The 26,249-nt window shown below is 58.3% G+C and carries 20 protein-coding genes and 4 pseudogenes; 12 read left to right on the forward strand and 12 right to left on the reverse strand.

What is annotated here, in order from left to right; genetic code table 11:
- Positions 1–28: 28 nt before the first annotated feature.
- Positions 29–1,864: an O-linked N-acetylglucosamine transferase, SPINDLY family protein gene (locus tag PSCI_RS26445; protein ID WP_045492797.1), complete on the forward strand. Its 1,836-nt coding sequence runs from the start codon at positions 29–31 to the stop codon at positions 1,862–1,864.
- 93 nt (positions 1,865–1,957) lie between these two features.
- Here PSCI_RS26445 and PSCI_RS26450 read toward each other — a convergent pair whose 3' ends face one another.
- The 4 genes from PSCI_RS26450 to PSCI_RS26465 form a co-directional block, all read right to left on the reverse strand.
- Positions 1,958–3,277 carry a TolC family outer membrane protein gene (locus PSCI_RS26450; RefSeq protein ID WP_231906515.1) on the reverse strand — a complete coding sequence of 440 codons (1,320 nt, stop codon included), beginning with the start codon at positions 3,275–3,277 and terminating at the stop codon, positions 1,958–1,960.
- 2 nt (positions 3,278–3,279) lie between these two features.
- Positions 3,280–4,614, reverse strand: a complete 1,335-nt coding sequence (locus PSCI_RS26455) for an HlyD family type I secretion periplasmic adaptor subunit (protein ID WP_045492802.1) — start codon at positions 4,612–4,614, stop codon at positions 3,280–3,282.
- A 7-nt stretch (positions 4,615–4,621) separates the two neighbouring features.
- Positions 4,622–6,373 carry a type I secretion system permease/ATPase gene (locus PSCI_RS26460; protein WP_045492805.1) on the reverse strand — a complete coding sequence of 584 codons (1,752 nt, stop codon included), beginning with the start codon at positions 6,371–6,373 and terminating at the stop codon, positions 4,622–4,624.
- 622 nt (positions 6,374–6,995) lie between these two features.
- The gene (locus tag PSCI_RS26465) at positions 6,996–7,742 is read right to left on the reverse strand and encodes a replication initiation protein (RefSeq protein ID WP_045492808.1); all 747 of its coding nucleotides are present in this window, start codon (positions 7,740–7,742) and stop codon (positions 6,996–6,998) included.
- A 1,231-nt stretch (positions 7,743–8,973) separates the two neighbouring features.
- On the opposite strand from PSCI_RS26465, the gene PSCI_RS26470 reads away from it, so the two are divergent.
- From PSCI_RS26470 to PSCI_RS26480, 3 genes are all read left to right on the forward strand, one after another.
- On the forward strand, positions 8,974–9,606 hold the full coding sequence (locus PSCI_RS26470) for a ParA family protein (protein ID WP_045492811.1): 633 nt from the start codon (positions 8,974–8,976) through the stop codon (positions 9,604–9,606).
- Positions 9,603–9,908: a hypothetical protein gene (locus PSCI_RS26475; RefSeq protein WP_045492814.1), complete on the forward strand. Its 306-nt coding sequence runs from the start codon at positions 9,603–9,605 to the stop codon at positions 9,906–9,908. Before PSCI_RS26470 ends, PSCI_RS26475 begins: the two co-directional genes overlap by 4 nt.
- Before the next feature lie 304 nt (positions 9,909–10,212).
- Positions 10,213–11,238 (forward strand): DNA replication terminus site-binding protein, encoded by a 1,026-nt coding sequence (locus PSCI_RS26480; RefSeq protein WP_045492816.1) that lies wholly within the window; start codon positions 10,213–10,215, stop codon positions 11,236–11,238.
- Here PSCI_RS26480 and PSCI_RS26485 read toward each other — a convergent pair.
- The 3 genes and pseudogenes from PSCI_RS26485 to PSCI_RS30365 all read right to left on the reverse strand — a co-directional run.
- A complete protein-coding gene (locus PSCI_RS26485) occupies positions 11,213–12,418 on the reverse strand; it encodes a tyrosine-type recombinase/integrase (protein WP_045492819.1) in 1,206 nt (401 codons plus the stop codon). The genes PSCI_RS26480 and PSCI_RS26485 overlap by 26 nt on opposite strands.
- A 233-nt stretch (positions 12,419–12,651) precedes the next feature.
- The gene (locus tag PSCI_RS30360; RefSeq protein ID WP_373568482.1) at positions 12,652–13,503 is read right to left on the reverse strand and encodes a methyl-accepting chemotaxis protein; all 852 of its coding nucleotides are present in this window, start codon (positions 13,501–13,503) and stop codon (positions 12,652–12,654) included.
- Positions 13,504–13,557: 54 nt separating this feature from the next.
- Positions 13,558–14,601: pseudogene (locus PSCI_RS30365) on the reverse strand (cache domain-containing protein); the annotation flags it as partial.
- A gap of 352 nt (positions 14,602–14,953) precedes the next feature.
- Here PSCI_RS30365 and PSCI_RS30370 point away from each other — a divergent pair.
- From PSCI_RS30370 to PSCI_RS29920, 3 pseudogenes are all read left to right on the forward strand, one after another.
- A pseudogene (locus PSCI_RS30370) lies at positions 14,954–15,928 on the forward strand (methyl-accepting chemotaxis protein); the annotation flags it as partial.
- Between the two features lie 303 nt (positions 15,929–16,231).
- A pseudogene (locus tag PSCI_RS30375) lies at positions 16,232–16,831 on the forward strand (methyl-accepting chemotaxis protein); the annotation flags it as partial.
- Between the two features lie 66 nt (positions 16,832–16,897).
- A pseudogene (locus PSCI_RS29920) lies at positions 16,898–17,098 on the forward strand (zinc ribbon domain-containing protein); the annotation flags it as partial.
- Between the two features lie 33 nt (positions 17,099–17,131).
- Here PSCI_RS29920 and PSCI_RS26500 read toward each other — a convergent pair.
- The 3 genes from PSCI_RS26500 to PSCI_RS26515 are packed head-to-tail and all read right to left on the reverse strand — an operon-like array spanning position 17,132 to position 18,710.
- A complete protein-coding gene (locus PSCI_RS26500; RefSeq protein ID WP_084710277.1) occupies positions 17,132–17,515 on the reverse strand; it encodes a methyl-accepting chemotaxis protein in 384 nt (127 codons plus the stop codon).
- A gap of 50 nt (positions 17,516–17,565) precedes the next feature.
- Positions 17,566–18,483: a type II toxin-antitoxin system RelE/ParE family toxin gene (locus tag PSCI_RS26505; RefSeq protein ID WP_084710147.1), complete on the reverse strand. Its 918-nt coding sequence runs from the start codon at positions 18,481–18,483 to the stop codon at positions 17,566–17,568.
- Positions 18,477–18,710: a CopG family ribbon-helix-helix protein gene (locus PSCI_RS26515; RefSeq protein WP_045492828.1), complete on the reverse strand. Its 234-nt coding sequence runs from the start codon at positions 18,708–18,710 to the stop codon at positions 18,477–18,479. The genes PSCI_RS26505 and PSCI_RS26515 overlap by 7 nt, the downstream gene beginning before the upstream one ends.
- 45 nt (positions 18,711–18,755) lie before the next feature.
- On the opposite strand from PSCI_RS26515, the gene PSCI_RS29360 reads away from it, so the two are divergent.
- Positions 18,756–18,992, forward strand: a complete 237-nt coding sequence (locus PSCI_RS29360) for a hypothetical protein (protein ID WP_144403348.1) — start codon at positions 18,756–18,758, stop codon at positions 18,990–18,992.
- Between the two features lie 143 nt (positions 18,993–19,135).
- Here PSCI_RS29360 and PSCI_RS26520 read toward each other — a convergent pair whose 3' ends face one another.
- Positions 19,136–19,768 (reverse strand): hypothetical protein, encoded by a 633-nt coding sequence (locus PSCI_RS26520; RefSeq protein ID WP_045495050.1) that lies wholly within the window; start codon positions 19,766–19,768, stop codon positions 19,136–19,138.
- A 275-nt stretch (positions 19,769–20,043) separates the two neighbouring features.
- On the opposite strand from PSCI_RS26520, the gene PSCI_RS26525 reads away from it, so the two are divergent.
- A complete protein-coding gene (locus PSCI_RS26525; RefSeq protein ID WP_045492831.1) occupies positions 20,044–20,832 on the forward strand; it encodes a substrate-binding domain-containing protein in 789 nt (262 codons plus the stop codon).
- Positions 20,833–20,969: 137 nt separating this feature from the next.
- Here PSCI_RS26525 and PSCI_RS26530 read toward each other — a convergent pair whose 3' ends face one another.
- Complete coding sequence (locus PSCI_RS26530; protein WP_084710149.1) at positions 20,970–24,167, reverse strand: glycogen debranching N-terminal domain-containing protein; 3,198 nt, start codon at positions 24,165–24,167, stop codon at positions 20,970–20,972.
- A gap of 423 nt (positions 24,168–24,590) precedes the next feature.
- On the opposite strand from PSCI_RS26530, the gene PSCI_RS26535 reads away from it, so the two are divergent.
- From PSCI_RS26535 to PSCI_RS26545, 3 genes are all read left to right on the forward strand, one after another.
- Positions 24,591–24,833, forward strand: a complete 243-nt coding sequence (locus PSCI_RS26535; RefSeq protein WP_045492834.1) for an antitoxin — start codon at positions 24,591–24,593, stop codon at positions 24,831–24,833.
- Between the two features lie 11 nt (positions 24,834–24,844).
- Entirely contained in the window at positions 24,845–25,252 is a 408-nt protein-coding gene (locus PSCI_RS26540; protein ID WP_045492837.1) for a type II toxin-antitoxin system VapC family toxin, read from the forward strand.
- A 174-nt stretch (positions 25,253–25,426) separates the two neighbouring features.
- Entirely contained in the window at positions 25,427–26,248 is an 822-nt protein-coding gene (locus PSCI_RS26545) for an NAD-dependent epimerase/dehydratase family protein (RefSeq protein ID WP_045492840.1), read from the forward strand.
- Position 26,249: the final 1 nt, after the last annotated feature.

Consider the following 26,249-nt stretch of genomic DNA (forward strand, 5'->3'; position numbering starts at 1 on the left):
CGGTATTTTTTTATGGGTGGAGCCCTGAATGCTTACCGAGAATCTTCAAAGCCCGGATCTGGATGTCATGCTGGCTGCGGCCCTGCAGTTGTCCGGACAGGTCGCTCTGGAACCGATGCAACTGCTGCAGACCGCCGAGCGCCTCAATGCTGCGCAACGTTTCAATGATGTCGCGGCGCTGTATCAGCGCTGGCTTGGGCATTGCCATTCGGCGGTCAATTACGTCATCCAGTTCAATCTGGGCGTGACCCTCACCCAGTTGGGACAGTTGGCCGAGGCCGAGCAGGCTTACCAGGCCGCCGTCGCCCAGAATCCGGAGTTTGCCCAGGCCTGGTTCAACCTGGGCACCTTGCAGGAACGCCAGCAGCAACCCCAGCAGGCACTGGCCACCTGGCAGTCAATCCTCGACAAGGGCATGGTCGATCCGCAGCAAAGTCGTGATCTGTATCTGATGGTGTGCAACAACCTGGGGCGATTGCTGGAGGAAACCCGCCAGTTGCAAGCCGCCGAAGCGATTCTGCGCACCAGCCTGGAAACCGACCCGGCCCAGCCGAAGGTCATTCAACACTGGGTGCATCTGCGTCAGAAACAGTGCGTGTGGCCGGTGTATGCACCGCCGGCCGGTGTCACCCAGGGTGATCTGCTCAAGGCTTCCTCACCACTGGCCCTGCTGGCCGGCAGTGATGATCCTGGCCTGCAACTGGCCGGTGCCATGCATTTCGCCAGGGAGCGGGTCAATGTGCGGGTACCGGCTCTGGCGGGTGATCAAGGCTATGCACATTCGAAGCTGCGCATCGGTTTTTTGTCTTCGGATTTCTGCCTGCATGCGGTGTCGCTGCTGACCGTGGAACTGTTCGAACTGATCGATCGTGAGCGATTTGAGGTGTACGGCTTCTGCTGGAGCCGTGAAGATGGCTCGGCCCTGCGACAGCGGGTGAAGAGCGCCATGGATCACTTCGTACGTATTGCCGATCTGGACGACGCAACGGCCGCGCACCTCATCCGTCAGCATGAGATCGATATTCTTATCGACCTGCATGGCCTGACCTCCGGTGCACGGCCAAACATCCTGGCCTGGCGGCCAGCCCCGGTGCAGATGACCTATCTGGGTTTCCCTGGCCCGACCGGATTGCCGGGTATCGATTATGTGATTGCCGATCGGTATCTGATCCCTGACCAGGAGCGCCCTTACTACAGCGAAAAACCGCTGTATCTGGCGCAGATCTACCAATGCAGCGATCGCCAGCGCCCAGTCGCCGAGTTGCCGAGCCGCGCCCAGTGTGGCTTGCCAGACGATCGCTTCGTGTTCTGCTCATTCAACAATAATTACAAGTTCAATGAAGAGGTGTTCGATAGCTGGATGCGCATTCTGCAGCGCGTGCCGGACAGTGTGTTGTGGTTACTGGCTGACAATCAGTGGGCTCAAGCCAATCTATGCGCCCGTGCCAGACAGCACGGCATTGATACGCAGCGGTTGATCTTCGCCCCGCGGGTATCGCCAGAGCAGTATCTGGCGCGCTATAGCGCCGCCGATCTGTTTCTCGATGCCTATCCATTCAACGCCGGCACCACGGCCAACGATGCGCTGTGGATGGGCCTGCCCGTGCTGACCCGCTCGGGCCGCACCTTCGCCTCACGCATGGCCGGCGCACTGCTGACCGCCCTGGACCTGCCAGAGTTGATCACCACGACGCTGGCTGACTATGAGGAACGTGCAGTGCAACTGGCCACCGATCCGCAACGGCTGCCAGACCTGCGTCAACGCCTGGTCAACGGCCGGGAAACATCTGTCCTGTTCAACTCGCCTGCATTCGTGCGGGACTTCGAAACGGCCCTTATCAGCGTGGCACCCAAGCAGGGGTAGCCGCATGGCTGCCCGTTCAGTTCGATTGCAGGGACGAGCTTGCTCGTGAAGAGGCCGGCTCAGACATTACATCTGTATGGCCATGCGGCCGATTCAGAACAGCGCCTGCACCTTCTCCAGCTTGGCACGGGTCATCTGGCCGGTGCGGGTGTGCAAGTTGACGTAGCTCAGCAACATGGCCAGGCGGGTATCAAGCAGATCGCGCTTGGCCGAAAACAGCCGCTGCTGAGCGTCGAGGATGTCCACGGTGGAGCGCACTCCGCCTTGATAGCCTTTTTCTGCCGACTGCAGGGCCAACTGGCTGGAGCGCACAGCCGTGACCAGCGCCTTGATCTTCTCGCCACCGGCCACCACCCCCAAGTAGTTGGCTTCGATGTCTTCGGTCAGCTGCTGCAACTGGCTGTCGTAGCTTGAACGGGCGCTTTCCAATGCCGAACGGGCTTTTTCCGAAGAGGCGCTGACGCCACCGCCCTGATACAGCGGAATGTCCACGACGACTCCCACGTAGTAGGTCGATTGGCGCTGCGACAGCTCGTTAAGGTCGCTCTGATCGACCCGGGCCACGCGGCCACTCAGGGCCACGGTCGGGTAATGCCCGGACTTCTGCAGCTTCAGGTTGGCTTCGGCCACCTTGATCGTGGCCCGGCTGACGCCCAGTTCAGCAGCGGCCTGATCGGCCTTGAACATCCAGTAGTCGAGATCTTCCTCCGGGGCCAGCAGAACGGTCATGGGGGACTGTTCCTGCATTGGACGGATGTCCACAGTCGGCACGCCGGCCCTGCCGGACAGTTTGCGCAACGCGGCCCGGCGCCGGGCCTGCAGTTCGATTTCCTGGGCGCTGATCGAATCCAGCCGGGCCTGAGCTTCCTCCATATCAGTAACGGTGCCTTCGCCGGCGTCGAACAGACGCTTGGACTGTTTGGCCAGGCCGGCAATCGAAGTCTTCTGCTGGGAGGTCAACAGCAGCTCGTTCTCGACCTGAGCCACATCAAAGTAAGCTTCAACCACCCGGTCGAACAGGCTCTGCCCGGCCCCCTCATACTGCGCCTCACCTAACCGTGCCCGGGCCTTGGCTTGCTCGAAAGCCGCCCAGCGGCCTTTGTCGTAAAGAGGCTGACTGACTGTCAGGGCGATGCTGTCGGACGCGTACTGGTCCTCACTGCTGTTGGGGGTTGCCCGCTTGTTGAACTGACCTCCATGACCGTAGCGCGAGTTGATCGCCACCTGAGGCAACAAGCCGCTGCGACCAATGGCTTCTTCCTGACGGGAGGCCTGGTAGTCATGCCCCGACACCTGGTACGCCGCATCGTTGAGCCGCGAGGCGTCATAGAAAGCCAGCAGCGAAAGAGCCTCATCGGCCGCCAGTGCACGACAGGAGAACACCACTGTGAGCAGGACCAGGGCTATGCGCATGCTCATTCCTCCTTAAGCGCACCGGCCATACGCTCGGTGATCGGCTGCATCAGGTAGTTGGCCAACGTCCGCTCGCCGGTCTTGACCAGCACCTCGGCCTGCATGCCGGGTTTGATCTCCAGACCCATTTCACGCAGATGCACCACCTCTTCAGGGCTGACAGAGACTTCAACGGCGAAATACGGCGTGTTGTTGTGCTCGTCGATCAACTGATCAGCCGATACGGTCTCGACCTTGCCAGTAATGACCGGGGTATGCACACGCTGCAAAGAACCGAAGCGCAGATCAACGACCAGCCCGGGCTTGAGGCGGTCAGCCATCATCGGCGGAAACTGCGCCTTGACCACCCAACTCGACCCCAGCGGTACGATGTCCATCAGCCGCTGGCTGGCCGGCGCAATACCGCCTACGGTGTGGACCACCAGGCTCATCACCTGGCCGGCCACCGGGGCCACGATCGAAGCGCTGTTGACTTCAAATTCCAGGCCCTTGATCTGGTCAGCCAGGCTGGAGCTTTGTGCAGACACCTGGGTCAGTTGAGCTTCAGCCTCGCTACGAAACACCTGGCTCTGTTGCAGCGACTTGAGCCGGCTTTCGTTGATGGCCTGCCGGGTGCGGCCGATATCGGAGATGGTTGCCGCCAGTTGCGCGCTCAACTGGGCAGCGGTGCTTTCGGCCTCGAATAATCGATTACGCGGCAGGTAGCCTTCACCGGCCAGTTCACGCATGCCCTTGAGGCTTTGCTGTTGAAACTGCAGTTGCGCCGAATGGTTGCGCTTGATTTCTTCATAGCCGGCCAGTTGCTGGTTCAGCGAGTCGACTTCGTGCTGGTTGATCTGCAACCGGCTGGCCAGCTCGGCACGCCGTGTGGCGAACAGATAGCCTTGCAGTTCCATGGCCGCCTTGGCCCGAGGGTCATTGGCCCGCGCCAACAGGTCCTGCGACCAGGGGATGCTTTTTTGATCCATACGCTCGGCCATCAGCCGCTCTTCGACTGCCCGGGCACTGATCCATTGTCCCATGGCCACGTCCAACTGCGACTTGGCCTGTACGGTATTGAGCTGCACCAACACCTGGCCCTGCTGAACCTGATCGCCTTCACGTACCAGAATCCGGTCAATGATTCCGCCGGTGCGCGACTGTACAGTCTTGCGCTCGCCCGCGACGACAACGGTACCGCTGCCGACTACGCCTCGATCGAGTGGCGCCAGGCCAGCCCAGAGAATAAAACCTCCGAGGCCGATCAGCAGGCACCAGACACCGATACGGGCAATCTTGCGGGCCTCAACATCAGGCCTGGCCAGTGGAGTCGAAAGCTCATTTGAAGTGACTGGCATGATGGCCTCAGGCTTGGGGATTGCTGACTTCTGGATCGACAGTCGTCGGGCTCGCAGCAGCACCCGGTTTCTGGGCGTTCTGCGGCACCAGGGTCTTCATCACCTGATCACGCGGACCGTACAACTGCTGTATGCCGTCTTTGATGAATAACAACTTGTCGACCACACCCAGCACGCTAGGCCGATGCGTCACCAAGACCACCGTGCTGCCATCAGCCTTGAGTTGCCGTAGCGCCTGGAGCAATGCCGCCTCGCCGGCTTCATCGAGGTTGGAGTTCGGTTCATCAAGCACCACCAGTGCCGGCTTGCCGTATAGCGCTCGAGCCAGGCCGACACGTTGCTTCTGACCACCAGAAAGCCCCAGGCCGCCATTGCCCAGCAAGGTGTCATAACCCTTGGGAAAGTGCAGGATCATTTCGTGAATGCCGGCCAGTTGCGCCGCTTCGATGACCTTGCTTGAATCGACTTCGCCAAACCGGGCGATATTTTGCGCGATCGTGCCGTCGAAGAGTTCGATGTCCTGAGGCAGATAACCCAGGTGCGGGCCCAATGCTTCACGCGACCATTGGCTGATTTCTGCATTATCCAGGCGCACCGAGCCGTGACTGGTCGGCCAGATGCCCACCATGGCACGAGTCAAGGATGACTTGCCTGAAGCACTGGGGCCAATGATCGCCAGCACTTCGCCCTTGTCCAGTTTGATCGTTACACCATTGACGGCAGGCCGCTGCTGGCCCGGCGGGGTCACCACCAACCGCTCGATGCTCAAGGCCCCGCTGGGTGCCGGCAATGGCATACGCGCAGGCTCTTGAGGAAACTCCTTGAGCAGCCGGTTGAGGCGCTCGTAACTGCTCTTGGCGCTGCCCATTTGTTTCCATGATCCGATCAAGGCTTCAGCCGGCGCCATGGCGCGGCCCAGCAGTACCGAAACGGCAATCATCACCCCGGCAGAAATCTGGTTTTCAATGACCAACACCGCGCCCAGCCCCAAGGCCAGGGATTGCCAGGTCATACGCACGAAGCGCGACAGCGCTGCAATCAATGAGCTGCGATCACTGGCTTCGCCCTGCTCGGTGATGACCCGCTGCTGAACCTCGAACCAGCGCCGACGCAATGGCGTGAGCATGCCGAGTGCCTGAATGACTTCGGCATTCTGCAAGGTGCTGTTCACATAGCTGGAGGAAGACACGGATAGACGATTGGCTTCGCTCATGCTTTTGCGCGTGGCCAGTTCGTTCCAGATCCCCAGCCCGACCAGGATCAGCGAACCTACTACGGTGAAGACCCCCAGCCATGGATGAAACAAAAAAGTCGCTACCAGGTAGATCGGCAGCCAGGGCGCGTCGAACAATGCCACTACCCCAGGACCGGTGACAAACTGACGAATGCTGTTGAGGTCACTCAAGACCTGCGCCGGGTTGGCATTGTGTTCCTTTAGGCTGCGCTGGAAAGCCGCATCAAAGACTCGCTCACCAAGGTGGGTATCCAGTCCGGCACTCATCTTGATCATGACCTGGCCACGCACCCACTCCAGGGCGCAGCTCAGCGCGAAAAAGATCAGCAGGATCAGGCTCAGCATTAGCAGCGTGGTTTCGTTACGGCTGGTCAGCACCCGGTCGAAGACTTGCATCATATAAACAGAAGGAACCAGCATCAGCAGGTTGATTACCCCACTGAACAATGCCAGCACGCCGAAAAGGCGCCGATAACGCAACAGTGCGGCATCGATATCGCGCTTGGGATCAAGAAAAAATCGCATGGCATCCTGGAAAAAGAGTGGCGGGATGATGAGCAATAGTGACGCGGTGTCACAGAGACGGAGCCAATGATTGACGGCGCGATGCTAGCAGTTTGCCCCATACTCATGAACAGCACGAACCCTGTCCACACACGCTTATTTCATCGGCTTGCATGCTGTGTTCTTGAACCGGTTTTATCTGCGAAGGCACCCCGCCAGAAGTTATGTGGCTTATCGACGCTCAGCCTCCTCGTACACGGCTGGAACCGAGCCAATGCACCGTTCAATATCCAGCATGGATCTATCGACTACAAATTCCGGCTATCCAGAGAAGAGGTCGCGAAAAAAGATATATAGCTATCAATATAGCTATAAATAAAAGCTAGCTATGTAGCTAGCTAGGTATATATCAACCGCCCGAACGCCCGAGACCATGGAGCTTCATTGGGTTGAGCGGTCGTGAAAGCAATAACGAGGGTTTTGTGCCGAATCTACACGGGCATCAGGAGAGACGATGCATTCGACGAAAGCAGCGCCAATAAAAAGCATCCTATCGACTACAAATTCCGGCTATCTACCAGTCTCCACTAGCTAGCTATATAGATATATAGCTAGCTATAAAACCACCTGATCCCCCTACCGGTTAGTCCTTGAGGATCTCCAGCGGATTCTCCGGCAATGGCTCCAGGCTATCGCCGAGCGACAGCCGCATCTGCGCCGCTTCCTGGAAGCGAAACACCAGACTTTTCACTGTCTTGCCTTCGGTGATGGTCTCGTAGGTGATCGAGATTCCGGACTTGGCCATGATCTCGGTGATCGAGGGGGTGATGACCCGTTGACGCAGGTTGTTGAAGCGTTTGTAGCTGTCGCCCAGGTCGAGCAGGATCCGCAGTTTTTCGACTTCGATGACCAGCACGCCGGTGCTCTTGAACTGCATCAGCAGCTCGAACAGCCGAAAACTGTGCATCGAGTTGAGGTTGGCCACCCGACGCAGGTCGTAGGAGGTCAGCTTGCTGTTGAGCATCGACAGGTAGGGGATCACGTCAACGGTGAAGTTCAGGGTCACCCGGCCTTCACCTTCCGCATAGGCCGCTTTGTACACCCAGCGAATGCGTGTGCGGTTTTTGCCGTCGAAGGTCTGGATGTCACGCTCGTACAGCGAATCAGCCGCTTCCTTGAGGTTGGTGTAGGCAAAGCGGATCGGTACGCCATAGATCTCGGCGAAGCTCGCCGCGGTGACGGTGATCTTCGAAGGCATGGGTTTGCGCGGGTCGACCTGGGCGATCGCCGCCAACAACAGGCGCTGTTCCTGAAGCGTCAGACGATAGGACGCACTGATCAGATCGTTGGCTTTCGTCACAAGCAATGACGAAGGTTCTTTGGCGGACATCGACTATTCCTGACGCGGTGATGAGTCGATAGTAACAAGCTTGCCGAAGGAATATCGCACCGATTTTGCGGCCGCCTGCAATCAGGCGCGAACTGTTTTAGCCCATAGCCAGAATTTGTAGTCGATAGATGAGCAAGCAATAGCCGGAATTTGTAGTCGATGGCAGGCAGCGGGCCATAGCCGGAATTTGTAGTCGTTCAGCCATCAAATGACCCTAGCCAGAATTTGTAGTCGTTATTGACGAGTATTCAGCGTGTAGGACTCGTCTGTAGGACGCACCGGCATGGCTAAACGCCTTGTCTGGTGCGGCCTGGCGCCATAGCCGGAATTTGTAGTCGATAGATTCAGGGCCAATAGCCGGAATCTGTAGTCGATAGAAGATGCAGACCGAGCAGGTGCACAGGGGAGGGAACGAATACGGCTTATTGGATCCTATAAGCCCCGTCCAGCCTGTGGATAACAGCCGGAATTTGTAGTCGTCATAGCTGAAATTTGTAGTCGATACAGCTGAAATCTGTAGTCGTGATAGCCGGAATTTGTAGTCGTATAGCCGGAATTTGTAGTCGATACCTTGCTGGAGGCCACGTAAATCAAGGCCTCCAGAGGTGCTAAAAACAAGCTTTAAAAACAAGCTTTAAAAACAAGAAAAAAAGATTTTAAAAACGCGCGAAGAGCTCGCGCAGAAGCTGATTTTTTTCTTTGACAACAGGCAAAAGCAAAAAGCAAAAAAACACAAAGCGCGCAAAGCGCCCTGAGAGCTCGCATAGCGATGAAAACCACAGGCGCGCTAGGAGGTGCGCGAAGCAGGGTCTTTTGTTGCTCCAGAAGCCTCATAGAGGCCACAGAAGCCATCTATGAATACTTTCGCTAACCAACAATCGGTTGATAGCGAAAAATGCCTTGTCTGGAAGATCACCTGCCATTGACCGGCATCGAGTGCCTGGAAGCAGGCCAGAGCAACGGTGATTAGGCACATACCCAGCGATCAGCGCAGCAGACTCAGGTCAATTACTGACGAAGTACTCAGAGAAAACACACAAGCGCAAAGGCGATTGCCGTCAGCAAGCTGAGAATTTGCCTACAACTGATGTTCCTTCGACTGACGAAACGAGTATGCCATGACGTTGCCACATGAGGCCACAAGAAAATAGCTAGCTATATAGATAGATAGCTATAATGGTGGTCACAAAATGCTGCCTATATAAAGTCGGATGACTCGAAGGAGAACACAGTGACCATTTACGCATGCGTCAACACCAAAGGCGGTGTCGGAAAAACCACCACTGCCGTACACCTGGCAACCATGTTGGCTACGCGTGGCAAAACCCTGTTGATCGATGGTGACCCGCAGGCAAGCGCTGCAAGCTGGGCCGCATGGCGTCGTGATAACCCTGAATACAGCCCAAGCCCGACGACCGTGTGCTTGCAGGGCAAGGCGATCAACTCTGAAGGCCGCCAGTTGGCCAGCTCTTATGAGCATGTTGTCGTCGATGCCGGTGGTCGTGACTCAGTGGGTCTGCGTTCAGCGTTGTTGCTGGCTGAAGTGGTGATTGTTCCTGTCGGTGCCAGTTCATTCGATGCAGCCGCCATGACTGACCTGCTGACGGTTGTCGACCTGGCCCGTGACTACAACCCGGACCTGGATGTGAAGATGCTGCTGTCGAGGGTCGACACCCGCACCAAGGACACCGGTGAAATGCTCACATTCCTGGAAGAGCAATCCTTCAGTGTGTTCAAAACCAAAATCTGCGAACGGGTCGCCTTCCGCCGTTGCATCAGCGAAGGTGCGATCGTTCATGAACTCAAGCGTGACCACGCCGCTATCCAGGAAATGAACGCGTTCTTTGCCGAGGTGTTGGTATGATCAAATCCAAGCCGGATATCAAAAGTTTTCGGAAAGATCCAAATGAGTTCCTCGAAGGGGGAGAGGCCGACAAAGCACTGAGCAAATCGGCCGCTCGTGAGCAAGCGCCGGCCAAAGCACCCGAAGTGCTGGTCGAAGCCCTCAAACCAGAACCCACTGTGCAGAAGCTGTTTCGCCTGCGTTGGGATATCGCCAATGCCTTGAAGATTGGTGCAGCACAGGAATCGGCGAAAACCGGCAAACGGGTAACCGAGACAGACATCGTGCAGCAGCTGCTCAAGCAGTACTACAACCTCGACTGATCGTCGGCATCATTTTGCGGCTGCTATATATATGTATATATCTAGCTAGCTAGCAGAAGGTTAAAATGATGCGTCATCCGAGACCCAAGCCTGAAACCGGGCAAGTCCACCGCCACTGTGAGTTGATAGCTAGCTATATAGTCAGCTATCAACTCACACCAATCGATTAATACCACCCCTTATGAATATAACCTTCTGCTGTTTACCTCCCCTCGCACTGCGCGAATCGGCAGTGGAAGTGCGGGAGGTTGTCTGTCTAGGAAATCCGCTATTATAGGGGTGGTATTACTTAAAGGTGTTCCAGATGCTTACTGATATCGTCACGGTATATGAACGGCTGCAGTCCAGATTGACCGCCTTTGCGCAGATCTGGCCCTCACAGGTGGTGTCCGGTACGGTCTGGCGGCTGCCGGTGCTGGCCGAACAAAAGGCCCCGGATCGTATTGAAGTCGAGCGTTTGCAGGGCAGTCAGGCGATTGAAGCAACACGCCAGGCCATGACAGCCTTTGAACGGGTCGCGGGCCAGGCGCCGGGGACGGTGATGCGTCTGCCAGGTTACTTCGCCTTGCGCGACAGCGTGCTGCCGCAGGTTCGTGAGATCAATGAGCTGAAAGATGAACTCATGGCCATGATCGAGAAGACCCGGCTTGAGTTGAATCTGGCACCTACCGCGCGATCAAAGATTCTCCGCCAAGCGCTGGGGCATCAGTTCAGCATGAAGCAACTGGGTCGCCACACTCAGGTCTTTGATAGCTGCCCGCGACTGATCGTGTTCACGTGGGCCGGCCATACCACCGGCGGCGAACGGATCGAGGTGGGCAAGGTGCGTGAGTTGCTGAACAAGAACGCTGAGCTGCAGTCCGGTCGCGATAACGTCGCGCCCGGTGAGACGTTAGCCGGTGCCGAGTTGCGGCGTATCGTTAACCTGGCTGACCATGCGACGTTGATCAAGTACAAGAAAGTCGCGCCGCACCCACGGGCCATGCTGTATTTCTCCGCCAGCACCCGCTACGACGCGATGATTCACAGCAACCTGCCGATGTTCGTGCTGGCCGGGCAAGAGCCCATCGAGGTGCACGAGTTGCGTCATTTCGATCGGCATGCACGGCAGGCTGAGCGACCGGACAAAAAGCCGCGCATTGAGGTGATTCCGCGCATGAACCTGTTCCTAAACCCGGACGACTTGGTCGGGATGCGCAAATCGCAGCCGACTGAAGGGCGCAATACCCTGGTGGCATCAACCTACTCAGAGAGCCGTAGCAAAAACACCGTCGAGCACGCCCAGGACGAAGAGCAGCTGGACCTCAATCTGCCGACAGATGAGGACTGAGCGGCAGCCTGGCGCCCTGCTCAATGAAATCGCTCCAGGCCTGCATCAACTGCCGGCGTTTCTCCAGCAGGTCGCCGCGGTGATAAGCAGCCTCGACTTTGTCGTCCAGGCTGTGCGCCAGAGCCATTTCGCAGACGTCGCGGGGGTAGTCCGTGGACTCAGCCGCCCAGGTACGAAAGCAGGAGCGGAACCCATGTGGCACGTAGTCACTGGCCAGCAGTGACTCCATCATTCTGCGAATTGCGTTGCCGGGCAGCCCGCGACTACGGCGGGCGTTGGGGAACACATAGACTGGATGGCGGCCGCGCTGCTGTTCCAGAACCTGCAGCGCGGCGTCGACCAGAGGCACCCGATGCGCTTTACCGGCTTTCATCCGGGTTGCATCGATGGTCCAGGTCCGATTGACCAGGTCGAACTCAGACCAGCGCGCTTCGCAGACTTCGGCACTGCGGCAAGCGGTATAGATAATCAGCTCGCAAGCCCGTGCTGCCGTTGTGTCCAGGCTGTCGAGCTGACGCACGAAAGCCCCCAGTCGCTCGGCCGGCATGGCTGAAAACGGCACCTGGCTGCGCTTGTGCCTGGGCAGCAATTTATCCAGATGGCCGCGCCAGCGCGCAGGATTTTCTCCGCTGCGTAACTGGCGGGCCTTGCCGGCATCGAGCACCAGTTCGATACGGTTACGCAGGCGAAACGCGGTCTCCGGAATCTGGGTCCAGATCGGTACCAGCACCTGCAGCACGTGATCGGTGTCTATTGCGTCAACCGGCAAGTCACCCAACACCGGATAGACATGGTCGCGCAACGAATGGGACCACTGCTGAGCGTGCCGGGCGCTTTTCCAGCTTTGCCGGTGCGTGGCGATGTAGCGCTCAGCCTCGACCCGAAAGGTCACCGGCCCTGTCGGCTGAATCTCATCTATGCGCGCAACCTGACGGTGCAGCAGCGGATCGATGCCTTGCGCCAGGCCCAGGCGCAAGGTGTCTGCCGCCAGGCGCGCGGCTTTCAGGGAGACCGCTGGATAGCCGCCAAGCCCCAGATCGTGACGGCGCTTTTCAAATTGATAACGCAGTACCCAACTCTTGCCGCCACTGACAGCAACGCGCAGGAACAACCCACGACCGTCGCTATAACGGCCCGGCTCCAGCACGGCTTTGACAAAAGACTGAGTCAGCTTGCTCATGAGTGTTCGCGACCTGCGCCGCTCCTGCACTAATCAGGGTAATGACACACCAAGGCACAAATTCTACAACAAAATGTACGCGGAGGGTCCCTCCGCGTACATATGCGATTTAGCCCAATAAATACGGAAATTCAGGTGTGGGTCAGATAGCTTGACCCACACCTGACCCCACAGTGGTTATGGAAGAGGGTCCAAAGGACAGATGAGTCTCTGTCCTGGACGAAAGACGAGGGTCAGATCTTGAAGCTGTCGACCAGTTGCTTGAGACGGCCCGCCTGCTGTGACAGTGCGGCACAGTCTTTGAGGGTTTCGTTGAGGTTGGCCACGCCCTGCTGGTTGAGGGTATTGATCTGGTTGATATCGACATTGAGTGTCTCAACCACCGCAGTCTGCTCCTCGGTGGCGGCGGCGACTGACTGGTTCATGGCATCGATTTCCCCAATGCGCCGGGTCACATCCAGCAAGCGGCCACCGGCCTGATTGGCAACCTCGACGCTGCCTTGGCTGGACGCCTGGCTTTCATTCATATTGACCACCGCATCATGAGAGCCGCTTTGCAGCTCACCGATCATTTTGTGGATCTCGTCAGCCGATTCCTGGGTTCGGTGTGCCAGGTTGCGCACTTCATCAGCCACTACCGCAAAGCCGCGTCCGGCTTCGCCGGCACGTGCAGCCTCGATGGCAGCATTGAGGGCCAGCAGGTTAGTTTGCTGGGAAATACCCTTGATCACGTCAAGAATGTGGCCGATGTTGTCGGTACTGGCATTGAGTTTCTCGATCTGGGTACAAGAACTGCTGATCTTGCCGGAAAGATCGCTCATGGCCTTGATGGTCTTTTCTACCACCTGCCGACCGTCTTCGGCTTCCTGACGTGCTTCACTGGCCTGGTTCGAAGCATCGGAGGCATTACGAGCGATTTCCTGGGTCGCAGCGCCCAGTTCGTTGATCGCCGCCGCCACACTGTTGGTGCGCGCGCTTTGTTCGTCAAAGCCGATGATCGATGAATTGGACGACTCTACCACGCGTTGTGAGAGGCCATGCACCTGCAGCGTGGCAGAGGACACTTCCACAATCGAAGCATGCACCCGCTCGACGAAACGGTTGAACGAGCCGCCCAGTTGCGCAAACTCGTCCTGGCCATGAATCTTCAGGCGTCGGGTCAGATCGCCCTCGCCCTCAGCGATGTCCTGCATGGCACGGCCCATGGCAGTCAGCGGCTGCATCAACGCCCGGATCAACAGCGACAGCAGCAAGGCAATGGCGGCCACGGCAATCAGAACCGCGATCAATGCCGAACTACGGAACTGGCTCAGAGGGGCATAAGCCTTATCCTTGTCAATCGACAGGCCGATGTACCAGTCAGCCCCCGGCAGACCAGTGATCGGGGTAAATGACAGCAGTCGGGACTGGCCATTGAGCACGACTTCGCGCAAGGGTTTATCCAGGCTGATGCTTTGCCCTGGGTAAATATCTTTGAGGTTTTTCATCACCTGATCTTTGTCAGGGCTGACAATTACTTGACCATCGCCGCTGACCAGCACGGCATGACCAATACCGCCAAAATCCACGGAGTTGATGATCTTTACCAGGGTATCAAGGCTCAGGTCGCCACCGGCAACCCCAATGATCTGCCCTTTGTTGCGGATCGGGCTGGCCACAGTGACCACCAGTCCACCCACCGACGCCTGATAAGGCGCACTGATGATCGTTTTCGCAGCCGCCACGGTGGTAGTGAACCATGGCCGCTTGCGTGGGTCATATCCGGCTGGCATATCGACATCAGGACGCTGGGTGAACACCCCGTCGCTGTCACCCACGTAGGTGAACTGGAAGGTCGAAAGCAGAGAAGGCGCGCCTACCATGCCGCCCAGATCGCTGTTTTTGATACCCAGGCGCTCAACGTCCTGGGTCAGGTTGTCCAGTATCAGGACACGTCCGTTGAGCCAGTTCTGTACGCTACTGGCGGTCAGCTCTCCTGCCTGGCCAACCGAGGCCTCAAGATTCTGTCTGATGGTGGTGCGTTGCAGATAGTCGTTGTACAGCGTGAACAATGCAAACGCCAACACAACAACGCCAGAGGCGGCCAGCAGGATTTTGTGACGAAACTTCAAATTCATCAGGGTGTACTCAGGAACTGTCAGGCACGAAAACGAAAGGCACACTTCAAAGTTCAAGAGTTTCATTCTCTTGTACGCCAGTAATGCCTGTGTTCAACAACAAGGACTTCAGCAGTATAGGCAATTTTTGGTGGTGTACTTGTCGTACATCTATCCTTTGATTGACCGGGTATGCTGGCTTTTTCCACCTTTATAAACGGCTAATGCGGAGAATGAAAGCAGAGTGAAAGGTTCGCCTGTTTTTTTACATTTTCCGACGATTGGCGCTTATAGCTCGGCCGTTTGCGGCCGATACCGAGATGATTTAACGCCTTGTGTGGTTCACAACAACAATCCCTCCCACGGCCATTCCTATTAAAAATCAGACATTCCCGGAGAACGTCGAATGAATAGCTGGTTCGCCAACATCAGCGTCAATATGAAGCTGGCCCTAGGATTCGGGTTGGTACTTTTATTTACTGCCATTCTTTCATTGGTCGGCTGGACCGGTGTGAACAGCCTGATCCAGCGCAGTAACTGGATGGGCGATATCACGTCCCTGGGCCACGAACTGACCAAACTGCGCGTGACCCGTCTGCAATACATGCTCGCCAATGGTGATGAAAAGGTTGCCGATACTGTGCAGGCCTCTTTTGACGGTTTCAAAGGCCGGCTTGATCAATTGATCGGCACTTTCAAAAGCCCGGAAAATGTCAAACTGCTCAATCAATTGAGTCAGGTAACCAACGAGTACCAGAAGTCGTTCAACGACATGCGCAACGGTTACCGAACCGGTAGCAAGGCGCGCAGCGACATGACAACCCATGCCACCAAAGCCGTGGAACTGGTCGACCAGACTCTGGCTGAAGTACAAGGTGATCCGGATCGCCTGGATCAATACCAGGTCATGACCCAGGCCCGGCTCGACCTGCTCAAAGTGCGCTATGAGGTCCGCGGCTATGCCGCAGCGCCCAGTGACGAAGGCGAACAAAAAGCGTTCAGCCAACTCGATACCACCCTCAAGGATCTGGAGCGTATGAACAGTGTGTTCAATGGCTCCCAGGCTGAGCGCGTCAAGCAGTTGGAAACGGCACTGCGCAATTACCGCACGGCCTTGCAGGACTTCAAGGCTGGCAATGCCCAAGTCGTCCAGGCGCGCAAGGAAATGACCACTCAGGGTCAAGACATCGTCAAGCTCAACGAGCAGCTTTACCAACTGCAACTGGACCGTCGCGACGCTGAAAGCGCCCAGGCTCGGCAGTGGCAGATCATCTTTACCTTGCTGGCCTTGCTCCTGGGTGTGGTCGCCGCCGTCCTGATTACCCGGCAGATCACCCGTCCGCTGCAGCAGACGCTGGTGGTGGTCGAACGCATTGCCGCCGGCGACCTGACCCACAGTGAAACCGTTACTCGCCGCGATGAACTGGGCGTCCTGCAACAAGGCATCCAGCGCATGGGCAGCACGTTGCGCGAGTTGATCACCGGTATCCGCGACGGCGTCACTCAGATCGCCAGCGCCGCCGAGGAGCTCTCGGCCGTCACGGAGCAGACCAGCGCCGGGGTCAATAATCAGAAGACTGAAACCGATCAGGTGGCCACGGCCATGCATGAAATGTCGGCCACCGTCCAGGAAGTGGCACGTAACGCCGAACAGGCCTCGCACGCGGCTTCTGCCGCCGACCGTGAAGCACGCGATGGCGATAAAGTCGTTGCGCAAGCCATCGCCCAGATCGAGCGCCTGGCTACGGAAGTGGGCCGCTCGGCCGACGCCATGAACCTGCTGGAACAGGAAAGCGACAAGATCGGCAAAGTCATGGACGTGATCAAGGCCGTTGCCGAACAGACCAACCTGCTGGCCCTCAACGCTGCCATTGAGGCGGCGCGTGCCGGTGAGGCCGGACGTGGTTTTGCGGTGGTGGCCGATGAGGTGCGCGGGCTGGCCCAGCGCACGCAGAAGTCGACTGAGGAAATCGAGAGCCTGATCGCCGCCCTGCAAAGTGGTACCCGCCAAGTGTCGAGCATCATGCTCGGCAGCCGCGACCTGACCTCAAGCAGTGTGCAGCTGAGCCGCCAGGCTGGCGATTCGCTGGGCAGCATCACCCAGACCGTCGCCGGCATCCAGGCCATGAACCAGCAGATTGCTGCAGCGGCCGAACAACAGAGCGCGGTCGCAGAAGAAATCAGCCGCAGCATCATCAACGTGCGTGACGTTTCCGAACAAACCGCTTCGGCCAGCGAGGAAACTGCGGCCTCCAGCGTCGAGCTGGCCCGCCTGGGTGGTCAATTGCAGACCATGGTCAGCCACTTCAAGGTCTGACCCCCAGAGCCTGGCCGCTTCAGGCGGCCAGATTGCTTGCAATCGTTAACCCAGACGGTTGGCGAATTGCCCCACCGCGTTGACCATCGGGCGCGCGACAAGCCCCGCCGTTCAGCGTGGCGCGGCGGCTGGCTGATTGCCGTACCGCCGCGAGATACCAGCCGCACGTGCCCTTGTTGCGGCCATGTGTCGGCGGCTAACCGCCAGACGCAGGCGCTGTTCAGGTGTGTGGGATGTGGTTTCGAAGGCAACGCCGATGTGGTCGGCGCGATCAATGTACTAAGGGCGGGACACGCCCGATTAGCCTGTGACGTGAGCGCAGAGGTCATGGCGCCAGCAGCAGGAACCCACCGAACCGGCTTGCGCCGCCAGGTCCAGCCCTTGCTGGGCCTGGTGCTTGCCACTGTCGATCACGGCCACCGCCTGCTCGGCCAGTTTCTGGTTCTGCTGGACCACCGAAACAATCTCTTCAGTGGCCTTGCTGGGACGCGAAGCCAGTTGCCGCCCCTCATCGGCCACCACCGCAAAGTCACGGCGCTGCTCACCGGCGCGCGCCGTCTCGATGGCAGCGTTGAGCGCCAGCAATTTGGTCTGTTCGGCAATGCTGCTGATGCTCTGAATGATCGAACCGATGATCTGCGATTGTTTATCCAGCGCAGCGATACGTTCGGCAGCCTGCTGCATTTGCACCGGCAAGGCCACGCATCACCTCGACGGCCTGCTGCACGACAATGTTAATTGAGAGCGCTCAGATAATTACTCACGGCAACCCGTTCGGCCTTGCGTTGCCCGGCGCGCAAAAAGTCCTTGAAACGCTCGCTGGCCATGACTTTTCCTGCCCGCGCATCAAGGTGGCGCCGCAAGCTGTCAGACACGCTGTCAGGTCCATGCTGCAGGGTATGAGAGCACAGCAGGGTCTCAACGAGTTTGGCGCGAAACTTCTCTAGGCCACGACCGCTTTCGACCCGCTTCCAGGTCGAGACAAACAGGGTTTCGCCACGGCCCGGACCGTTGCGCGAAACATAAGACACCGCGCACAAGCCCACACCGCTACGTTTGCGCCAGTGCACCGCACAGTGCTCATCCAGCGTCAGGACATCCTCTTGCAGCCAGGCAAGGCCGCTGTGGCTCAGATGAATGATCGCGGCCTCCAAAGAGCCCAGAACACTGCCAAAGGCAGCGTCAGTGAAACGCTCCTGCAGCGCCACCTGTTTATTGCGCACCACACGCACCAGCCAGCCGGCGCTGCGCGGATCCCGGCTGATACCGCGCGGCACCCGATAGGTCAGGCCATCGACCAGACGGTCATAACAGCGCAAACCGGACACATCGACTGAAGAACTCACCCGAATGGCGGGTTCAACGTCCAGCGGCTGATTGATGGGCTGACCGCTACTGTGCAAAAAACGCAGAATCTGGACCGATTCCGGAGTGACCTGAAAGGTCGTCAGAAAGGGCCAGCGCTTGAGCGCCAGCTCACCGACCTTCGATGCCTTGCAAGCCTCCTTGGCGGACGCAGAGCGCTCCAGAGCACGGCTCTCGGCAACGACATCATGAACGATGGCCTGAGCCTGCTCGGCCCCTAAACGCTCCTTGTAGTGCTCGAAAATGTCATCCAGGTCAGCACTGGCCTTGCGTGTCAGTTTCAACATGATGGTTTTTTCCTCCACTTGGCTTCGATGTCAGCCAGGTCCAGCAGATGGCCCGCACGGGCATCGGCCAAGCCTTCTTCGACAGGGTCCAGGCATGGTTGCTCTTGCAGATAAAGGGCCAGGGCCTGACGCAGATGCCAGCCCTGATCACGGCGCGTCATATGCGCCAGACGTTGCAAGGTCTCGAACTGCTGGAGATCCAGGGAGAGAGAAACGACGGAGGTCATGGAAGAATCCTGCACCTGCCATACGGCGCCAGGTTATGGCGTGCGATGGCTATTCGCAATGATGTGATCGACTGGCGCTCCGGTTGCCAGACAAATCAAGTAATAAACAATAATCCAATATCAAATAGCCATGACCATTCCACTGTCGGCTATTATTACCGGAACGACTACCAACAGACAGTCTCCCCCGATATTAGTTCAATTACCCGCTATCAAACCATTCAATTAACATCAAGTAATGAGTGGCTCGAAACTCAAGGCATTATTCATAACCGCCTGTAATCGAGCAAGCAATCCAGCAACTTATAAAGTGCCATCATTGTACCAGTTCGGAAATAATCGCTCGTAATATCGGCCATTTAACTCACTGATGTCGGGCGTTTTCGCGGGCTGCAGGCGTTGTAGCAAAAAACTGCAACATCACCTTACGACCCTGCAGGCCCTCTCAGGGCAGCGACATACTCGGCCACTGCGATCTGGTCGACCTTGCGTCGGCCAGCCAGCAAAAAACGCTGCCAGGCGGTGCTGTCGAGCAACTGGTCAACGTCCTGGCGGATGCTTTTCTGCACAGGGAAGGGCGTGGCACTCGCTTGATGCTCGATTTCCCAAGCGCTTTCCAGCACGCTGACCAGCTTGCCACGAAATTTTTCCAGGCCCCGGCCACTGGCCACTCGCCGCCAGGTCGAGAGAAAGAACGTCTCACCACGCCCGGGCCCTGAGCGCGTGACGTAAGCCACCGCACACAAACCCACGCCACTGCGTTTGCGCCAATGCACGGCGGTACGTTCATTCAGTTGCAGGACATCTTCACGCCGCCAGGCGTGACCACTGTGGATCAGATGAATGATCGCTGCATCCAGTGCCCGCCGGGTACCGCCAAAGCGCAAGTCGGTAAAGCGTGCAGCCACGAGCAACTGGCTGTTCTTCAGGACCCGCACGATCCACACTCGACCACGGGTCTCCCGGGTGATGCCGCGTGGAACGCTGTAGGTGACACCATCGACAACTCTGTCGTAACACCTCAGGCCTGAAATATCGATTTCAGACGCTGTATTCATGCCGACTATCCGCAGATTGAGTGGGAGGTCTTGCGGGCTCTTGAGGCACATGGCTCAGGCCCTCTAGTTAGAATAGTTTTGTTTTCCTCAACAACTTCACGTACTGGACAAGCTGTCGTCTGTTCGCGGTCGGTAGCGCAATATTCCTTTCGATTGTTCGTACGTTGGTGGGCCTGCAATCAGCCCCGCGGCTGCCAAAACAGGTATCAAGCTCCGCCTGTCTGATGTTTTGGCTCATAATGGCCGACCAGGTTTTATCGCAAGGTTGTTTTAAGATGAAAAAATTGCTTTCCTGGCTGCTCGGTGGCGCTCTTTCTTTCCTGCCACTGTCTTTTCTTCATGCAGCCACTGCCAAGCCTGTACAACTCATCGTACTGGCCTCAAGCGCCACCATGGGTGCCTTTCAGGCCCTCAGCGCCGACTACGAGAAACGCACCGGCGTACGCCTGGTGGCAGAGCTGGCACCTTCAGCCGGCAGCGCGCCCCATACAATTCCCAACCGCATGGCCCGCCAGGAGCCGGCCGATGTCGTCCTGCTGACCCGGCAAAGCCTTGACCGACTGATCAAGGATGGCCATGCCGATGCCGACAGTCGTGTCGAACTGGGCAAAGCCTTCATCGCCCTGGCCGTGCCACAAGGTGCCCCAAAGCCAGACATCAGCACTCTGGAAAGCTTCCGGCAGACCTTGATCGACGCCCCCTCTATTGCTTACTCCGACAGTTCCAGCGGCCTGTACGTCTCACGTGTGCTCTTCAACCAACTGCACCTGACCGAGCGGCTGCAGGACAAAAGCCGGATGGTGAGTGATGAACCCGTGGGCGCTGTGCTGGCACGCGGCGAGGCACAGGTGGGCTTTCAGCAACTGAGCGAGTTGAAACAGGCCGACGGCATCCAGATCGTCGGTCTGATCCCCGATCAGGTCCAGCAGATGACCCTGTACTGCGGGGCTGTCGCCAGTCGCAGCGCACATCCGGTCGATGCCAAGGCCCTGCTCGACTACCTGGCCTCGAGTGAAGCCGCCGCCGCCCTGCGCAACAGTGGCCTGGAGCCGATGGTGCGCTGACCATCGGGGCGGGGAAGGATAGCGCGGACGGCGTAGCCGTCCCTGGTTGCAGTGGGGTGTCTGCTGCTGTTCGATGTACGCACCGCCACAGGATGATGCGAAGTAAAATAGTGTGCACAGACGACCGGCGAGCGGCGTCAGCTTGTACTCAGCACCTGCACCTTGCCCTCGCGGCGCAGCACTTCGACCAACACGTTGCTGCCGGCTCGACGCAAAGCCAGGTCCACCGTCCCCTGACCGACGTTCAGGCGATGCAGGCGTACCTGTTCGAGAAAAGCCGGCAGCACCGGCTCGTCGAACAGAATTCGTTGCCTGCGCGGCTCAAAGCTCAGCCCCAGGCACGATTGCAGCATCGACAAAGGCGCAGCAGCAGCCCAGGCCTGAGGTGCACAGGCCACCGGATAGAAGGTCGGTCCTTGAGTGCGCTGACGGGCAAAGCCGCAGAACAACTCCGGCAGACGGCGCAGGTCAAGGTAAGTGGAAGCGGCGAACAGCCCTTCGCAAAGATGCGCCGATTCATGTCGAAAACCATAACGGGCAAAACCGGCGGCAATCAGCGCATTGTCGTGGGGCCATACCGACCCGTTGTGGTAGCTCATCGGGTTGTAGCGCGCTTGGGAAGACGCCAGGGTACGGATCCCCCAGCCGCTGAACGATGTACGTTCCATCAGTGTGGCCACCACCTGAGGTGCACGCTCGTCATAGGCAATGCCGCCAAACAGCGCATGCCCGGCATTGGAGGTGCGTACCCGGCACGGGCGCTTGTCACCGTCCAGAGCCAGTACATAGGTGCCAAGTTCTTCGTCGAAAAACTGTGCATCGAACTGCCGGCGCAAACCTATCGCTTTATCCTTGAACAGCGCTGCCCGTTGCCGATTTCCCAGCCGTAGGGCAATGCTGCGTGCTGCATTCCATGCGCCATAGACATAGGCCTGCACCTCCACCAGTGCGATCGGTCCCCGGGCCAACTGGCCGTCAGCATGGAATACTGAATCGTGACTGTCCTTCCAGCCCTGATTAATCAATCCTTTGTTGGAGCGGCGTGCATATTCGACAAAGCCATCGCCGTCGCGGTCGCCATATTGGTCGATCCAGCCCAGCGCGCGCTCGATGGCAGGCCATAGCGCGCGCAACGTGTGCCCGTCATCGGTACGCTCCAGATAAGCACCGGCCAGCATCACGAACAAGGGCGTGGCATCGACGCTGCCGTAGTAACACGCGAACGGAATTTCACCGAGAGCGGCCATCTCGCCATTGCGCATTTCATGGAGGATCTTGCCCGGTTCCGCATCGGTCCGCGGATCAAGCTCGCAGGCCTGATGCGCGGCCAGATGCCCGAGTACGCCACGGGCTATGCCAGGATCGAGCCAGAGCATTTCCCAGGCGGTGATCAGCGCATCACGGCCAAACACCGCGCTGTACCAAGGGATTCCGGCATAGGGGTACAGGCCGTGGAGCGTCTTGCTGGTAAGCATGTACAGGTCGGAGATGCTGCGGCGCACGGCCTCGTTGAAGACTTCATGAGAGGTGTGGATTGCCGTGGCCCGCGAAGCGAAGGTGCGCAGCTCACGCCGCGCATCACGCACCGAGCTGAAAAATGCGTGCCGCACGGACCACGGCAGCCTCGGCGTACCACAGTTGATCTCGACAAACAGCGAACGGCTCTCGCCGGCGGCCAGATGCAGCTCGAACTGCGCTTGGCGGCCATCCAACTGCTGCGGTGGCGGCTCAAAGCGCAAGGTCGTAGTGCGCAGCCCGTCATCCAGGCCGGTATAGGACAACCTCACCTGTTGCACCTGGCACTGCGCAGCATGGGTTTCACCGCGCTGACTGCGCTGTTGACCACGAACCTCAAAAAGATCCCGGAAGTCGGCCGCAAAACCGAGTTGCAGACGCAGCCGTCGCGAGCGCTGGTCAAAATTGCGCACTCTGATTCGTTCGAAGCAGGCGCCACGCCAGAGAAACCGCGAACGGCGCAGGTGAATCAGGTTGTGCAGCAACCAGCGCCGCCCCTGGCGATCGTACAGGTCCGGGTTGCTCAGGTCACAGGTCAGCATCGCGTTGTCATCACGCAAGGTAGAACTGAGCAGCAGCGGCCGCAGCCCTTGCAGGGTCAGGCACCAGTGCGACAAATGGCGGGTATCGCAGTGAAAGATCCCTTGGGGACTGTCCGGGGTTGCCAGCACATCACCATTGGGGTCGAACACGCCAAAGGTGTCGTCATGCTTGAGGGTGCGCGGGCGTACCTGAGGCAAGGAGGCACCGCCTGGAATCGCAAACACCGGCTTTTGCTCACGCTCGGCGTGCTCGATCATGCGCCGGTACAAGGCCAGATAGTCGGCGGTCATACGCTCGACCGTGAACCGCTGCTCGAAAATCGCCCGCACCTGATGGCGTTGCAGATGCTCAAGCTGCTGCACGGCCGCCACGGCCTCGGCCACGGTATGGACGATAAACCCGGACTGGCCATGATCAATCACCTCCGGCACCGAACCACGGGCAAAAGCAATCACCGGTGTGCCACAGGCCATGGCTTCGATCATCACCAGGCCGAACGGCTCGTCCCAATCGATGGTGAACAGCAAGGCGCGGGCATGCCCGAGAAAGTCGGCCTTGTGCCGCTCGTCAATTTCACCAATGAACTGCACCGAAGGGTTGGCTTGCACCAGCGGCAGGATCTGCTGCTCCCAATAGGCCTGGTCCTGAGCGTCGACTTTCGCTGCAATCCGTAAAGGCAGACCACAGGCCAGGGCGATCGCGATGGCACGGTCAGGGCGCTTTTGCGGCGAAATACGCCCCAGGAACGCCAGGTAATCACCCTCCGGCCGGGCCGTGTACGGCAGCAGATCCTTGGGCAAGCCATGATAGATATTCGCCGCCCAGTTCACGGAACGGGTGATTGGCCGGCGCTGCGCCATGGATATCGACACCAGCGCCGCTTCGGCAAACCGTGGGTAAAAGTCCTGGCAATCGGGACGGTGCAACGTGCCATGCAAGGTGGTCACGCAACGCCAGCCCAAGCGCCGGGCCATGGGCAAGTGCAACACGTCACTATGGAAATTCAGCACATCGAACTCATCGGCCTGGCGCATCACCTGGTCGAGCATCATCACCTCGAACGGCAGCGGGTATTCGATCTGCGGGTTAAGGCGCAGCGCCTGGCCAGACCCGGCCACCAGTCGCGCCCGGGTCTGCGAGTCACCGCTGGCGAACAGCGTCACCTCATGACCCTGACGCACCAGCTCTTCGGTGAGGTAAGACACGATGCGCTCGGTGCCACCGTAAAACTGCGGCGGGCAACTCTCTGCCAAAGGTGCGATCTGGGCGATACGCATCGCGGCGGCCTCCTGACGGGCATGCGAACGGCCCGCGTATGGACTGCTTGATGAGGGTGTCCCCTACACGGCGACATACCGGGACTTCAGGAGGGCTTTAGAAGGTTGAGGGCTTGTGAGCGAGACAGTTCAAAGCAGGAGTACAGGCGGGTAGAAACGGCCTGGCACGGCTTGTTTCCAGTGTTCAAGGCAGGACGCTTCTGGTTCTCTTGAAGGGTATTTCCGAAAAAACCCAAGTGCTTGCGCCTGTGAGTGGGGAGGCCTAACGTCCCGGGCTTGTCCGTCTCAACCACTGAATGAAAAAGCAATTTTCGATAGCACATCCGGTTTCAGGAGATGAGTGGCAAAGCGATTCATGCCGCTGTGATATACCATGGTATATATCAAAAACATCTGACCCTTGCCTCAACCCGGAGAATGCCCATGCACCACGTTGCCAAACTGTTCAACAACGGCAGAAGTCAGGCTGTGCGTCTCCCGGCGTCGTTTCGATTCGATTGCAAGGAAGTCTATATCCGCCAGGACCCCACAACAGGTGACGTCATTCTTTCGCGAAAGCCGGGTACCTGGGACGGTTTTTTTGAACTCTTGAAAGACAGCAAGGTGCCCGACGACTTCATGTCTGATCGCCAGGATCTGCCACCTCAAGAACGCGATCCATTTTGAACAGGATGCCTATGAGTCCGCTGTATATGCTCGATACAAACATGGTCAGCCATATCATCAAGGGCACTTACCCTGGCGTGCAGAAGCATCTGCTCAATACGCCCATGGATCACATATGCATCTCGGCGGTTACTCTGGGTGAATTACGCTATGGCCTGGCCAAGCGACCTGACGCGACGCGCCTGCACGCACTCGTGCAGGCGTTTCTGGTTCGCATAGATGTTTTGCCTTGGGACAGCCATGTCGCCAACTGCTATGGCGACCTGCGGGCCTCTATGGAACGCGTTGGCAAACCGCTCGGCAATCTGGACATGATGATTGCCGCTCATGCCAAAGCGACCAATGTTGCGCTGATCAGCAATGACCAGGCATTCAGACAGATCAAGGGTCTGCATACGCTCGACTGGACCAAGGATTAGAGCAGCCAGAGCCAACCCTTGTCGTATGATGACATTACCTAAAATTTTATTTTTGAAGATAAATAATTGGGTTCGCTTTGGTTATTCAACCTAAAAACGCTACTTGACACCCATCCCGGACACCCCAAATAATCGACCAACTCATACGACAACATACAACAATAAGGTACCCGCATGTCCCAGCCTTCCCCGACGCCTTTCAATCGCCTCCTGCTCACCGGTGCCGCCGGCGGCCTGGGCAAGATCCTGCGTGAGAGCTTGCGGCCTTACGCGCGCGTGCTGCGTCTTTCCGATATCGCCCCGATGGCGCCGGCCGCTGACGAGTCAGAAGAAATCTGGCCGTGCGACCTGGCGGATAAAACCGCAGTGCATGAGCTGGTCGCCGGTGTCGACGCGATCCTGCACTTTGGCGGTGTCTCGGTAGAACGGCCGTTCGAAGAAGTGCTCGGCCCGAATATCTGCGGCGTGTTCCATATCTATGAAGCGGCACGCCGACACGGGGTCAAGCGTGTGGTGTTCGCCAGCTCCAACCACGTGATCGGCTTTCATGGCCAGGACCAGGTGATCGACGCCAACGCGCCGCGCCGTCCAGACAGCTACTACGGCCTGTCGAAGTCCTATGGCGAGGACATGGCCAGCTTCTACTTCGACCGTTATGGCATCGAGACCGTCAGCCTGCGCATTGGCTCCTCGTTCCCGGAGCCGCAGAACCACCGCATGCTCAACACCTGGCTGAGCTATGCCGACCTGACCCAGTTGATCGAACGCGCCCTGTACACCCCGCAGGTCGGGCACACCGTGGTCTATGGCGTCTCCAATAACCAGACCGTGTGGTGGGACAACCGCCTGGCCAGCCACCTCGGTTACCAGCCCAAGGACAGCTCCGAAACCTTCCGGGCCCAGGTCGAGCGTCAGCCGCTGCCGCCCGCCGATGACCCGGCACGCCTGTACCAGGGCGGCGCCTTCGCGGCCAGCGGCCCGTTCGGAGACCAATGAC

Source organism: Pseudomonas sp. StFLB209, from assembly GCF_000829415.1.
In the GTDB taxonomy this organism is placed as follows: Bacteria; Pseudomonadota; Gammaproteobacteria; order Pseudomonadales; family Pseudomonadaceae; genus Aquipseudomonas.